This is a genomic window from Microbulbifer epialgicus, assembly GCF_041447265.1.
Lineage (GTDB): Bacteria > Pseudomonadota > Gammaproteobacteria > Pseudomonadales > Cellvibrionaceae > Microbulbifer > Microbulbifer epialgicus.
In genome coordinates this window covers 1-13,626 of sequence record NZ_JBGMEK010000037.1, presented here as the reverse complement: position 1 = coordinate 13,626, position 13,626 = coordinate 1, and the positions used below count along the sequence as shown (strand labels likewise).

Below are 13,626 nucleotides of genomic sequence, written 5' to 3'. Positions count from 1 at the left end.
GTGTTGATATCGGCTCTTTCCCTTTTATTTTCTATTGCTGCGTTTTGCTACTGGGCGCTCGTGCAATAAAAACAAGGAAACGCCCGTGCTGATTATTCCGATCCAGAACAAGCCGGACTGGCGCCGTCCCCCGCTGATATGCTTCGCGCTGATTCTCGTGAATCTGTTGGTATTTGTATTTTATCAGGGAGGTGATGAAGCCCGCTGGCAGCAGGCGGAGGAGTACTATTTTGACAGCGAGTTGCCGGAATTGGAGGAGCAGCGTTTCCTCATGTACGTCAATGAAGTACACCCGGAATGGCGTTTGCAGATGGATGTGGAGGGCGAGGAGTTTGTCTACCGCGAGCTATTGTGGAATCCCGAGTTCCACCATTGGTTACTGCCCAAACTGGAGCAGGAGGGGCAGGCACAGTGGTTACAGCAACGCCAGCACTTTGCAAAACTGCGTGATCGCGTTAGCAGTATGGCTTTAGGGCTGACCCCGGCGGAACCCAAGCTTGCAGGAATGTTCGGCCATATGTTTCTGCACGGTAGTTGGGATCACTTGATTGGCAATATGGTATTCCTGTTGCTGTTTGGCCTGTCGGTGGAGTTGGCCCTGGGTGGGCTCTGGTTTGTTGCGCTCTACCTGCTCGGCGGCTTGGCCGCTGCCGGTTTACATATGCTGGTGGAATCGGGCAGCCATGTGCCTATGGTCGGCGCTTCCGGTGCCGTGTCGGCTATTATGGGCATGTTTGTGGCTATTTATGGTGTGCGGAGATTGCGCTTTTTTTACACCATCGGTTTTATGTTCGGGGAATTCAGTGCACCGGCACTGCTGGTATTGCCCCTGTGGCTGGGCAAGGAAATATTCGGCTATTTCTATGGAGATTCCGGCATCGCCTATTGGGCCCATACCGGAGGTTTACTTGCCGGCTTTGTACTCGCCTTGATGTTGATCTATTGGCGCCCACCTGTGCAGGCGATGCCGGAAGAAGAAGGGGAACTACCGTCACCGCAAAAAAGCGCTCTGGCCAGAATCGATCGTTTTCAAGAGGAGGGCAAACTGCTGGAAGCTGCCGAGGCTGCTGCGGTGGCGGTGCGTCAATACCCGGAATATTTGCCGCTGATACAGCGCCATATCGAATTAACTGCAATCAATCCAGACAGTGAAGCTTTCCACCGCGCTAACCTCGCTTTGTTTGCCCAGGCGGCTAATCCGAGTATTGATGCGCGTGTTTTGGTAACGGGATACCAGGGGTATTTGAAAGTCACCCAAAACCCCCGTGCTCTCACTGCCAAGGCCTGCCTGTTGCTGGCACGCCGCGCTGCCGAAGCTAAGAACTGGCCCTGGCTGGAGGAACTGCTGCAGAGACTGATTTCGCAGAGAGTGCAACACCCGCTGATACCCAAGCTGAGTATGACCCTGGTGAATTATTACCGGCGCGTCGGTGAGGAAGGCAGGGCGCGGGAAATGAAAGAATTAACACAGGCTTTGGAGATACAGGGACAGCCCTAACAGCTACGTTTTAAATTAGAAGAGAAGAGCACAATTTTTGGATCTCCAATAAAAGATGGAATAGGCAAGGGAGAGGCATGAGTAAATATATTCTTAAAAATGAAGAAATTCTGGAAATGGAAGGCGAAAAGAAGATGCACTTCCTCAATCCAAATGCGTTGCGCCGCAACAAATCCCTTGGGGATATGACCGGGATATCCGGTTTTGGCTTTCATATTATTGAAATAGAGCCGGGTTATGAATCGACAGAATTTCACTGCCATCAATTCGAGGATGAATGTGTCTATATCTTGCAAGGGCAGGCGCAAGTCCAAATCGGTGAAGAGGCTTACAAGGTATCGGAAGGAGACTTTATTGGCTATCCGGCAGGTGGGCTGCCCCATGTAATGAAAAATACCGGTACTGAGATCCTGCGCTGTATCGTTGTGGGCCAGCGCCTGGATCATGATGTGGCCGACTACCCTAATAAAAATAAGAGGATTTACCGCAATAAAGGGTTGCCTTGGGAGCTGGTAAATCACAGTGATATTGAATACCCGAGGTAAGCTGATCAGTTACTTGCCCCATGGCCACCAAAATCCGTGTTTACTATAACTCCGCCTGTCCAGTATGCAATGCGGGTATTAGTGCCCAAAAGAGAAAATCCAGCAGCTGTGAAGTAATTTGGGAAGACGTGCACCTGGATAATGCCAAGGCAGAAGAGCTCAATGTGGATCTGGAGCTTATACGCGAGCGCCTGCATGTGATTGATGCACGTGGGAACTTGTGTGTGGGCTATGAGGCTTTTATTGCAATTTGGGAGAACTCCCCTAGTGAGCGGTGGAAGGCGAAGCTGTCAAAAATATACGGACTGCGCTGGTGTCTCAATAAAACCTACAATGGATTTGCCCGGTGCCTTTACCTGTGGAACCGGGCTTTGAAACATTGGTGATGGCCAGCGGTAGCCCGAAGCGTTTTTCACTGAATCAGCTGGTTGCCTCTGCGTTGTTTAATACCTTCCATAGTGTGTCTATCTGGCTGCGAATCGGGCTCTCCGGGAATCTCTGTCGCACAAACTGTAGCAGTTTCCTGGCCAGGTCTTCGCGATTCATTCCCTCGATGTACACCTGGGCCAGTAGCAAATAGGCAGCGTCCAGCTGTGGATAGTTTTCCTTGTGCAGGTTATTCAAAAGCTGGGCTGCCAGCGAATATTTATGTTGCTGGTAAAGTACTTCGGCGAGGGCGTGGCGTAATTCCGGCTTTTTAATGGGCGGTATGGGCTTGGTGGCAAGATAAAGTTCTGCGGCCTTGTGGGGCCGGTTGATATGGACAAACTTTCCCAGTAGGTGGGGCCCAAGTTCCTGCAAGGCTTTTTTGTCCTGTGTCGCCAGCAGCAAACGATAGTAGCGTTCGTTGAGGGCCTCGTCATTAGGGTAACGGCGCAACCCATCTACCAGTGCTTGGCGTGCGGATTTGAAATCCGATTCCCGCACCAGTATTTGAGCTTCTGCCAGGGCTCGCGCACGGTTGAATTGCTCCTCTTCCATATAGGTATCATTTTCATCGGGCTCTGCCACGATACCTAGTTTCTGTTGCCGTGACAGACAGATGTAGCCCATCATGGCACTGGTCACCGTATAGAAGTATGCGGTGCAGGCGGCAATTACCGGGCCGATCGCCCAGGGGGGTAATTTACTCGCGGTGACTCCTACCAGGAAACTGGGTGCTGCCGAAGCGGCGGTAGTGGTGAGCCACAGCAACCAGTAGGGCCAGCCGATAATCAGAGTAAATTGCAGTAACTTAAGGGGATTGATTGCCGCACGTAGGCTGTGCTCCAACGCCAATACGATCATGGCTGCTGGCGCCAGCAGAGAAAGGACAAAGGCATAAACCTGTACAGCCCCTATGCCAAAACCCATCAGCTTGTAGCCCCCAAAAACGGCGATGAGTGACATGCCAATCACTTTCAGGAAAAGTAGCGCGCTGTTTCCGTCGAGGGCGTCGGTGAACTCGGGTGCTTCCAGCTGACCACTGGCCAAGCGTTCTATCACCAGGAGATTGTAGCGGGTGACCAGAGCGATAATGGCTATTAGGGCGATCAGTGCCAATATGCCCAACCCCGAGATTAAAAGGCTGGCTCCCGCGGCCAGGGCGATAACGATCAGTGGCCCCGGTTTCAGTGCATAAAGGAAATAGAAGAGTCCCATTTGCCAAAACGGTTTGGCACCATTACTGGCCCCTATATACTCCGCTGGCTTGCGGCATAACGGGCACTCCGGCCCCAGGCCCTGATAATTGGCACTTGAGCCGGGGATACATTCTCCACAGTATGTTCGGCGGCAAGGTTGGCACTGCCAGGATGCACTGACAGTGGAATGGTAGTGGCAGGATTCAGCCATGAAATTTCCCCACAGTGTCTTCCTTTTCTAAACGTGTATGGTTTTTCCTGGTGACAGTGTAATCGTCGCGCTCGTGGCGGCGCAATCGTCAAGTATTTTTGAAGTACTGTTAGAATGCTGAAAGTTTCCCGACAAAATTGGCACAAAAGTTTCAAAAAAAGGTGTTGTATGACAAAAGCTATGCGCGTTCAGTTGGTGGAAGGTATGGCCGGAGAACCCTGGGGAGAGTCTGCACTGCTCAGCTTTAATGGGAGCGATGCGTTGGTTCATATTGGTGCAGCCGCTGGGGCGCCATTGGTGGCGGCCCAGCGTGCGGCGCGCCGCCTGGATGGCATGGGAGTAAGAGAAGTTGTCCTAACTGGCGATAGTTGGGATATCGAATGTCGCTGGGCATTCTGGTTGGGCTATTTCAACCCCAAGACACCCAATAAGATTGATTGGGGCACCGAAGATGCCGAGGAACTGAAAGAACTAATGGCACGCGAGAACGCCGCTCGTTGGGTACGCGAAATCACTAATGGTACCCCGGATGATATCTCCCCCAGAGTGCTTGCAGAGAGTGCCGCAGAAATGTTGCAGAAGCTGGCCCCCCGAGCAGTGAGCTACCGCATTGTTGCTGGTGATGACCTGCTGCGTGAGGGTTTTGTGGGGATTCATAATGTTGGCCGTGGCAGCGTACGTGAACCGGTGATGTTGCAGGTGGACTACAACCCGTCAGATGACAAAAGTGCGCCCGTAGATACCTGCCTGGTGGGTAAAGGTATCACCTTTGATTCCGGTGGTTACAGCATCAAACCCTCAGGCAATATGGCCACGATGAAGTCTGACATGGGCGGAGCAGCTATGGTCACAGGTGGTCTTGCACTGGCGATTGCCCGAGGCTTGGACAAAAGGGTGAAACTTTATTTATGTTGTGCGGAAAATCTGATTTCCGGGCATGCCTTTAAACTTGGGGATATTATTAAATATAAAAACGATGTCACCGTCGAAGTATTAAATACCGATGCGGAAGGGCGCTTAGTACTGGCTGATGGCCTGATTGCTGCTTCGGAGGAAGAACCGCGCTGGCTGCTGGATGCCGCTACTTTGACTGGTGCAGCCAAGATGGCCGTGGGCCGCGATTTTAACTCTGTGTTCAGCTTTGAAGATGAGATGGCAGAAAAGGTACTGGATGCTGCTGCACAGGAAAATGAAAAAGCCTGGCGTTTGCCCCTGGAACGTTTCCACCTGGATCAGACGCCATCCAGCTTTGCAGATATATCCAACATAGGCGCAGATGGTAGTCCCGGAGCTTCCACCGCAGCGGCATTTCTTGCGCGCTTCGTGCCTAATGAGGGACGTAACTGGGTACATATGGATTTGTCCGGGTCATATCAACCGGCTGCCAATGACCTGTGGGCGACTGGAGCCAAAGGACACGGCATGCGTACTATCGCGCGCTTTTTGCTGGAAACTTAACCGTCACTGCAGTCAAAAACTACTGCAGAGCTGTTTACAAAGCGCACTCACTATTGAGTGCGTTTTTTTTGTCTCTATTTTTTCAGAGGCTCCCTAGTTTTCTCTTGGACAGGCACGGGTTGAATTGGTAATTCGGTAGCGGCTTTGCATGATACAAATAATTTAGAAACCTGAAAAACCTTTAGAAATTATTTTATACGTCTATATGAAAGGGTGAATCACATTAAAATCAAGTAATTGTTCTGGTTGAATATTGATCGGTAAGTTTATTTTTTGTTCAAAGTTGCGACGTGTTTTGGTAACATTGGCTTTTTAACACACATGCAATGATGCCAGATAAGTGATGACCAGCTAGTTCTCGAGGAGGCTGAAAGGGGATATGTAATGAATACTTCTGACGCGGCAGGCTCATGCGCTGACTCTAAGTTACGCTGCGCCAACTGCCAGACTGAGCTAATGGGTCCACATTGCTATGCTTGTGGCCAACCGGTCAAGGGGATGGTTCGACACTTCTCCAATGTGATTGGGGATCTTTTAAGCACATTATTAGCTTTGGACTCTCGTACTTGGCGTACTCTGCCATCTCTGTTATTCAAGCCGGGTTTTCTCTCTATAGAGTATTTTGCCGGGCGCCGGGTACGTTATGTAAGCCCTGTGCGTCTGTTTATCTTCTTGTGCCTTACTACCTTCCTCGTGATGCGCCTTAGTAGCGACTGGACAATTGATGTCAGTAAAGTCGAACTGGAGATGGCGCAAGTCAAAGATAATTTTAACAGTGAACAAAATGTAATTGTGGAAGGACCTGAGAGTTCGGAGCGCTCTACCACAAAGGGGATTGAAACGGGGCTCAACCAGGCGATTACCAACATTGATCAGGGATTCCTTCAAATTGTTAGCTTGCCAGTATCCTGGAGTGACTGGACTAACAAGGAAATTGCCAAGGCCCGTAAAAATATTAATCGGGTCTCTGAGGATCCAAATCGTTTCAAGAAAGCTTTTTTTAGTGCACTCCCCTCAACCTTGCTTGTTATGGTTCCCATATTCGCCATGATGCTTTGGGTTCTCTATGTATTTAAGCGTCGTTTATATATGGAACATTTGATAGTCACGCTCCATAGCCATGCGTTTATTTGTTTTTCCTTATTACTGGCAACCCTGATGATGGATGCCCAGGAATGGCTGAAAAATTTCAGGTGGATCGAAGTTGTTTTTTCATGGGGATTGATGTTTCTGGTTGGGTGGATTCCCATTTATTTGCTGATGATGCAAAAAAGAATCTACCAGCAAAGTTGGTTAATAACATTAATAAAATATACCTTTCTGGCAACCTCTTATCCTGTTCTACTAGCATTTTGTGCGGCAGTAACAGCTTTATATAGTCTCGCCGAATTGTAAATAAATAGGGGCTGTCTTTGAGGTTAGTGGAGTACCAGTAGTAGTGATAACCAATGTGCAAAAATCAGTGAGAGACTTCATAGTGAACTCCTTGCCGTGCGGCTGAGACAAGAGTACGTCATGCAGACTCAAAGACTGAATCTGAGAAGTTAGGGACGATTAAAGTGAATATAATTGGGGGAGTTCGAAGAGCGAACGTCCCGGAATTGGAGCAAAATTCACTCTGGAAAGGCGGCTAAAAGGGTGATTAGCCGTTGCTAAATTTAACGGGACAGGTAAATATTGATTACCTGGCAATCTTCCTTGTTGATCGTTGCAGTGGGTGAGCCGCCGATCTCGAGTTTTCTGGGGACTATGATATACATGCGCGGATAGCTTCGTACCAAGTAATCGTTTTTATTGGCGCTATGCCAGGGATATTCCGCTGTGATTGCAGCAACTCCTCTGACAAGGGCAATGCCATCGGAGCAAATATTCTGAGGAGCAGTAGCAGCCAGCAAGGAAGCAATTAATAGTGAGTTATACATTTATGAAATCTCTACAAGACAAGTTGAATTCCAGAAGGAGATCTCTGAATTTTTAGGTGAGTATAGCTCAACTGCCTCAATCGCTGTAGTCATAAAGTTAATTGATATTATTGTTCTGAAGTGGTAATTAAGCGCTATTCAATAGATCCCAGTGTATGGTGTTTGACGGCTTGAGTAAGAAATTTGAAAGGGTGCGATTCATCGCTGTGTTCAATAGTAATCATTTCGGGCCTATGGTCGTTTTTTGTAAGTAAAATTTATTCAATGGAGTTCTGGCGACCTTTCCAAGCTTACTTGTGCTATAGAGTTTTCACGAAACTGAAAAATCCTTTTGAGAACTTTCGCGCAAATAATAGTGCCAACGACCAATGCAAGCAAAAGTAGGTGGTAATGATAATCGCGGTAATCTTGATAAATTTCCATAAGAATATTGTTCCTTATACCCCCTTTTTACATTTTCAATTGTTTATTGACAGTAATGTTTTCTCTCTTAGCACTATAGATCAATATTTTGGTCCGTAATGATTGATGCCCTGTGATTCAGATGAATAACTATCTTTCTATTTGAAATATGTGTTCATAAACCGAGTATGCAGATAAAAGATATAGTGAAAATATAAGGTTTGTGCTACTGGGTCAGTAGAAAAGAATAGCCTGCACTCGGGACTCGCTGTGAATACATCCCGTAAGCTCGTAATCGGCATCCATGCCTCATACGGTCCCGTGTGCAGGGTATTCTTTTCTTCCCCCGTTTTAGTATCTAGGTGTTTTTCTTTTCTCTTGGAGATTTAGGATTGCTGGTAAACAGCACCCTAATCTTGAGAGTTAAAAAAGATTCTGTTGGTTCGACTTTAAAGCGAAGATTAGTATGCTTTTTATATGGATTGGTTAGTAACTGACCGAAGATAGGTTGTTTGAGATTCGATAGAAGGCCTTAAAAAGAGAGTTGGTGCCTATGTATTATTATCTGGGATAAAAATTCCCAATGCAATTGTCTGGTTGATGCTGAAATTGATTAGGAGTAAGTGATACATGTTTCCGATAAAAGTGATTGGATGTTTAGGCGTTAGTCACAATATTTCGCAGCTTGCTGATTAGTATTGTTAATACTTGTGTCTCAATGGTAAATACGAGTGTCACCTGCTTTAGATTGGTTGTAGGGCTAAGATCCATCCGTAGATTACCAGCGCTTTGACTGTTCTTTTTGTCTGTTTTTGTCGTAATTGCGTCCTATATGACACCGCTAAACCGTTAGAATACGGTCGTGGAGGAGACGCTATGCCTAAGAAAGTTGGATTTTTCATTGCCGATGGGTTCCAGGCACTGGATTTGTTCGGTCCACTGGATGCCTTTATGGAAGTCAATAGTTTTGTCAGTGATGCATATACCTGTAGCCTGATTGGTCTTGAGAGCGATCAGGTTAAAACGGCTCATGGCCAAATACTCTCTGTAGATTACGATATCCATCAGCTGCCCAAATTTGACTATCTGGTAATTTGCGGGGGCATAGGGATGCGTCAATTGGAATTGAGCTCCAAGCAACTCAATACGCTCAGACTAATCGCGGAAAGTGCTAGCAAGGTATTGAGTATTTGTACTGGAGCTTTTGTACTGGTAAAGGTTTTCCCCGAACAGAGCCACAGGGTTACCACCCACTGGCGGCACTGTCAGCAACTGGCACGAAAAGCGGCAAATTATCAGGTTGAGAAAGATCCGCTGTTTATTGAGAGCGACGGGATATGGTCCTCTGCCGGTATTTTGTCAGGAGTAGACCTTGCCTTGGAAATCATTCGCCAGGATCACGGAAATACTATAGCTGCGAGTGTTGCGAAAGAGCTGGTAGTCTATCTGCAGCGCCGAGGTGGTCAAGCCCAGTACTCAGATCTATTACAAGTACAGTCAAGTGATAGTATGCGTCTCAACCCGTTGTTGGAATGGTTGGCCGAAGATTACCAAAAGCCCATCACCGTTACGGATATGGCCGAGAGAATAGCTATCAGTGAGCGTCAGCTCACGCGCTTATTTAAGCGTCACCTGAACAGTACACCTAGCCATTATTTAAATCAAATACGCCTTAATCGGGCTAGAGATTTGATTACCTGTGAGACTTTGCAGCTGGAACAGGTAGCCTTACAGGTGGGCTTTTCTAATTATGATAGTTTCCGCCGGGCATTTCACAATCAGTTTGGGGTATCTCCCTCTTACTTCAATAGGAATCACGGATGAGCCCTAAACTATTTATGTCTTTATTTTTATGTCATTCTACAGCAAGGTTGCTTTTCTTGGTTTTTAAATTTAGGAACAGTGAGATACGGTCAAAGTAGATACGATTTAAAAAATGGGAAGCCTGCGGTATCGAATACCATGAATTTACCAATTAAGGATGGGGCTTGATGGATATTAATCCAGCTTCCCCTCACCATGCTTTTTGAAGTTGTTCAGTTTACTTTGCCTTGCCTTTGTGTTTCAGTATAGCGGGCTTCTTCAGTATCTACTTTTCTTTTGTCTGGCATTACAAATTCGATACGTTTAAACATTCTCAATGTTGGTGAACTAGCCTTCAATATCAAAGCCAGCCGAGCCATCCTTTGATTCCATACGGTAAGTAAATTTGCCAGCCACCTTTAATTCTGTAGTTGCTTCCGGGCAGCACCAATCGTCGGAGGCAAAATTCCATTGCTCAATATCTTCCGGTGTGGTCCAGAATGACCAGACTTCCTCTATGGGAGCCTTCACAGTTGTTTCAATTGCGATTTCCATACTTTTTCCAATTTTGACACCTTGTCAAATTTAAGGTTATGCAGAAAATTGTGGGGTTTGTATTACTTAATTTTGGAGAAGTAGAGTGACTTGGTAGCATTTGGCGGGAAAGTTTTTGGATATACCTCGCATCAGAGCTTAAGGGGTCAATAGCAAGGTTAAGGAGCCTCTGAAAGTCCCGCAGGAATATTACGGAATTATTTTGAGGCTCCTTAAGTTACCCTCTTATGAGGGTCAATTACCATTCCACACAGATTTTGCCAAAATGTGACCCGCTGGTTTGGTGCTCAAATGCCGCTGCCAATTCTTCCATGGCAAAAGTTTTATCAATCAGCGGATGAATTTGGTTGGCTTCCAGTGCCGCGACATAGTCCTGCTGATTACGGCGGCTACCAACAACCAAGCCCTGCAAACGGGCTTGCTTTGCCATTAACAGGGCTGTGGGAACCTCTCCCGACCGGCCGGTTAACACTCCGATCAAGGAGATATGGCCGCCAACTCTCACAGCGTGGATCGATTGCTCTAGCGTGCCAGGGCCTCCGAGCTCGATCACATGGTCTGCGCCTTTACCGTCAGTCAGCTCCAACACCTTGTCTGACCACTGTGCATAGGTTCGATAGTTGACCCCCTCGCTGGCACCCAGTTTCTTAGCGCGCTCTAGTTTCTCATCTGACGAGGAAGTGATAATGACTTTAGCCCCCAGCATATTAGCGATCTGTATTACAGCGATAGACACGCCGCCGGTTCCCAAGGTTAATATAGTGTCGCCGGGTTTTACTTTGCCATCTACCACCAGCGCCCGCCATGCGGTAAGACCGGCTGTAGTGATGGTTGCAGATTCTGCATGGGTCCAGCCTTTGGGGGCTAAGGTAAATGCGTTTTGATGCCGTACAACAAATTGGGCAGCCATGCCGTTGATACCATCGCCAGGCGTATTGGCGAAAGTGCCCACAGATGCGTCAGCGGAACCGGCTGGCCACTGTGGAAAAAAGCACGAAACCACGGAATCTCCAACCTTAAACTCGGTTACGCCTTCACCAATCGCCTCCACAGTACCGCCACCATCGGACATTAAAATTCGGCCGTCTTCCGTGGGAATACTACCGTTGGCAACCAGCAGGTCGTGAAAATTGAGTGAGGATGCACCAATACCAACTCGAATCTCTCCTGGTCCCGGCTCACCGGGGTCTGCGATATCGCTGACTAAGATATTGTTCAGTCCGCCGGGTGCTTTCAGCGTTAATGCTTTCACGAATTCTCTCCTTTAACTTTGAGTGCTGCTGTCACCAAGCCTTGTAACCAATCCTGGTGTCCATTGATCATAGGGTTGGGTTGAGCTTTTGCTAATTCAACAGCCGGTAAACCATTTTGTGTTTCTTGGGTGAGGATACGCACGCGGTCGCCAGATAAATCCTCAATTAACCAGGCGTGATGAACATCCAGGCGAGTATCTCCTTCACCAGCCCAGCCATGCCAAGCTACTCGTGCGGGCTGGCCTTTTACTGGGGTTACATGCTCTACACAACGCGCCTCAACCGGAAAACCGAAGGTCTCAAACGAAAACCGTGCACCTTCACTTAGTTCTGGCCCCTGCCCATCCTGGAATTGGACATTGGATGAGTTTGCATAGTAACTGGGCCACAGGGAAGGGGTATTCAATAACGGCCAAATATCTGCTGTAGTCAGTTCGGCAACTATTACTTCATTGGAGCAATAATTGTCGGTAAATCCCGGAACAAAGCCCTGGGGCCAAATGATTTCACTCATAGTGATTTCCTGAAATTCGTTGATAGCTCAGCAAGTCTTGGAGGCCTGTTCTGAAGCGTTGACTTGATCATAATAGCTTCCAGATATAAGTCTAATTCTATTTAATTATTTAAGTCATAATCTAAACTTATATCTAGTTGAAGTACCTAAATCCTGAGAGCATTGCTCTCAGAAGCTCAATGGTGGGCCAGTATTCTAAGGATGCATAGATATGGCTTTTTAATGGCGGGGCTGCACTTGAATCCACTGCTATAAATATTAGGATGTTATCCATTCCCAGGGGGCTAAGGCATAACTGATGGTGAATGCTAAGGATGGGAGTAAGTTGCTAATTACCCTGATAATTTTTTTGTCAATGGTCAGCTTTGTACATTCTGAAAGTTACGATACAGGCCAGGAGCGCGACTGGCTGTTGAATGCAAAAAATGAAAAGGAGCGCTTGATTTTATTACAAAACTATCTAGGTGGGTTTGGCGCTTCAATGTGGGAAGTAGGGGCCCGTTACAAGCATATCTACACTGCCCTACAGGATGAGAATTTTGAGCTGGCTATTTACCACTGGAAAAAAATAAAAATAGCCATTGAAAATGGCTACCTAAAACGCCCTGCACGCAAAGAAAATGCTGATGCAATTTTCCTTAACTCAGTTTATGGGGATGTGCTCAAGTCATTTGAGGTGAAGGATATCAAAAAAGCATGGCAGGGATTTTCCACAGGTCGCTCAGCGTGTATGGCATGCCATACAGCTGAGCGAATTCCCTGGATGAATGATCAACCGATGTTTCGAGATACGCAAGCACCGCTTTAGTATCAATTTTTTACTAAATTATTTTTACAGAGCAAAAATTGATACTATTTTTGCGTATACAAATAACTTTGAATTATTGCTCTATTAGTTAAACGCTATTCATAAAAATACCATTTGTTATCTCAGCGAAGGGTGAGATTCATAAATTTAACGTTATCTGCACCAGACAATAGGAATGCGTAAGCGGTCTTCATCTTAATGACATCCCTATAAATCCTGAAAAAATTGCACAATTTTTTGAGTTGGCTTTTTCCCTGTTAATTTGTACCGATAATATTAAAATCAGTGAAAATGTAGAATCTTAAGGTATTTTTTGATTTTCAGACGGTAGTGTAAGTATTTATCTATATCCATATCTATTCACACAATGGGCGCACCTCAAGCGTGCAAACTTACAAGTCGACGTATGTTGTAAATCAAATTCATCATGCCAACCTTTCTTGTGTCCATGGCTGCGGTAACCCATCGCTTCCAACATGATCTCACTCATTTCACTGTAGTAGGCACCGTCTGCCCAACCATCCTGGGAGCTATTGTCACCAAGCAGTTGATGGAGCATCTGCGAGTCATACACCTCAACGGAGGTAATATCGTAATCTCGGATAAGATTATGCTCGTTGTCCACTCAGGCGTGACTCGTGTATTCGTAGTGGATCTCGTTGTTCTGCTTAGTCCAACGAGCATCAAGATCCTTCTGGTGTCTGGTATCTTAATTTTTCTCGATTCGTTTCGGAATCTTATCTGCCTTGATTTACTCGTCCTCTTCGCGGCTATTACGCTGTTTCGGCGCACTGATTAAGTTGGCATCAACTATTTGTCCTTTTGAGCTTTACGCCCTTGCGCCTCAAGCTGCAAATTGAAATCCAGAAAGACGGGTTTCATGAGCCGGCGTTCACCAGTTTTTCGTGAAACAACCACCTAGTGGTCCATGCGGAAAGTAATGTAACTAATGGAGAATTGTCCGTATAATGTATCTTCTATGCGTACACCTAAACCTTTTCAAGTTTCTGATAATGAAGCGTCCATTCTGAACGA

At 46.7% G+C, this 13,626-nt stretch carries 13 protein-coding genes; 7 read left to right on the top strand and 6 right to left on the bottom strand.

What is annotated here, in order from left to right; translation table 11 throughout:
• Positions 1-85 precede the first annotated feature (85 nt).
• The 3 genes from ACCI49_RS15350 to ACCI49_RS15340 all read left to right on the top strand — a co-directional run bounded on the left by ACCI49_RS15350 (position 86) and on the right by ACCI49_RS15340 (position 2,429).
• Positions 86-1,498, top strand: a complete 1,413-nt coding sequence (locus tag ACCI49_RS15350) for a rhomboid family intramembrane serine protease (protein WP_371839949.1) — start codon at positions 86-88, stop codon at positions 1,496-1,498.
• Between the two features lie 77 nt (positions 1,499-1,575).
• Positions 1,576-2,043, top strand: a complete 468-nt coding sequence (locus ACCI49_RS15345; RefSeq protein WP_371839948.1) for a cupin domain-containing protein — start codon at positions 1,576-1,578, stop codon at positions 2,041-2,043.
• Between the two features lie 20 nt (positions 2,044-2,063).
• A complete protein-coding gene (locus ACCI49_RS15340) occupies positions 2,064-2,429 on the top strand; it encodes a thiol-disulfide oxidoreductase DCC family protein (protein WP_371839946.1) in 366 nt (121 codons plus the stop codon).
• Positions 2,430-2,463: 34 nt separating this feature from the next.
• Here ACCI49_RS15340 and ACCI49_RS15335 read toward each other — a convergent pair whose 3' ends face one another.
• A complete protein-coding gene (locus ACCI49_RS15335; protein WP_371839945.1) occupies positions 2,464-3,876 on the bottom strand; it encodes a hypothetical protein in 1,413 nt (470 codons plus the stop codon).
• A 168-nt stretch (positions 3,877-4,044) separates the two neighbouring features.
• Between ACCI49_RS15335 and pepB the strand changes: the two genes are divergently transcribed.
• Both pepB and ACCI49_RS15325 read left to right on the top strand, forming a co-directional pair.
• Entirely contained in the window at positions 4,045-5,334 is a 1,290-nt protein-coding gene (gene pepB, locus ACCI49_RS15330; RefSeq protein ID WP_371839944.1) for an aminopeptidase PepB, read from the top strand.
• A 519-nt stretch (positions 5,335-5,853) separates the two neighbouring features.
• Positions 5,854-6,729, top strand: coding sequence for a DUF3667 domain-containing protein (locus ACCI49_RS15325; RefSeq protein ID WP_371839943.1), 876 nt, complete (start codon positions 5,854-5,856; stop codon positions 6,727-6,729).
• Positions 6,730-6,992: 263 nt separating this feature from the next.
• Here the strand turns inward: ACCI49_RS15325 and ACCI49_RS15320 are convergent, their stop codons facing one another.
• Entirely contained in the window at positions 6,993-7,256 is a 264-nt protein-coding gene (locus tag ACCI49_RS15320) for a hypothetical protein (protein WP_371839942.1), read from the bottom strand.
• Positions 7,257-8,534: 1,278 nt separating this feature from the next.
• Here ACCI49_RS15320 and ACCI49_RS15315 point away from each other — a divergent pair.
• Positions 8,535-9,482: a GlxA family transcriptional regulator gene (locus ACCI49_RS15315; RefSeq protein WP_371839940.1), complete on the top strand. Its 948-nt coding sequence runs from the start codon at positions 8,535-8,537 to the stop codon at positions 9,480-9,482.
• 327 nt (positions 9,483-9,809) lie between these two features.
• Here the strand turns inward: ACCI49_RS15315 and ACCI49_RS15310 are convergent, their stop codons facing one another.
• The 3 genes from ACCI49_RS15310 to ACCI49_RS15300 all read right to left on the bottom strand — a co-directional run bounded on the left by ACCI49_RS15310 (position 9,810) and on the right by ACCI49_RS15300 (position 11,783).
• Positions 9,810-10,016: an SRPBCC domain-containing protein gene (locus ACCI49_RS15310; protein WP_371839939.1), complete on the bottom strand. Its 207-nt coding sequence runs from the start codon at positions 10,014-10,016 to the stop codon at positions 9,810-9,812.
• A gap of 238 nt (positions 10,017-10,254) precedes the next feature.
• A complete protein-coding gene (locus tag ACCI49_RS15305) occupies positions 10,255-11,268 on the bottom strand; it encodes a zinc-dependent alcohol dehydrogenase family protein (RefSeq protein WP_371839938.1) in 1,014 nt (337 codons plus the stop codon).
• Entirely contained in the window at positions 11,265-11,783 is a 519-nt protein-coding gene (locus ACCI49_RS15300; RefSeq protein ID WP_371839937.1) for an SRPBCC family protein, read from the bottom strand. The genes ACCI49_RS15305 and ACCI49_RS15300 overlap by 4 nt, the downstream gene beginning before the upstream one ends.
• A 298-nt stretch (positions 11,784-12,081) precedes the next feature.
• Here ACCI49_RS15300 and ACCI49_RS15295 point away from each other — a divergent pair, with 298 nt between their 5' ends.
• The gene (locus ACCI49_RS15295) at positions 12,082-12,591 is read left to right on the top strand and encodes a hypothetical protein (protein ID WP_371839936.1); all 510 of its coding nucleotides are present in this window, start codon (positions 12,082-12,084) and stop codon (positions 12,589-12,591) included.
• 340 nt (positions 12,592-12,931) lie between these two features.
• Here the strand turns inward: ACCI49_RS15295 and ACCI49_RS15290 are convergent, their stop codons facing one another.
• A complete protein-coding gene (locus tag ACCI49_RS15290; protein WP_371839935.1) occupies positions 12,932-13,216 on the bottom strand; it encodes a hypothetical protein in 285 nt (94 codons plus the stop codon).
• Positions 13,217-13,626 lie beyond the last annotated feature (410 nt).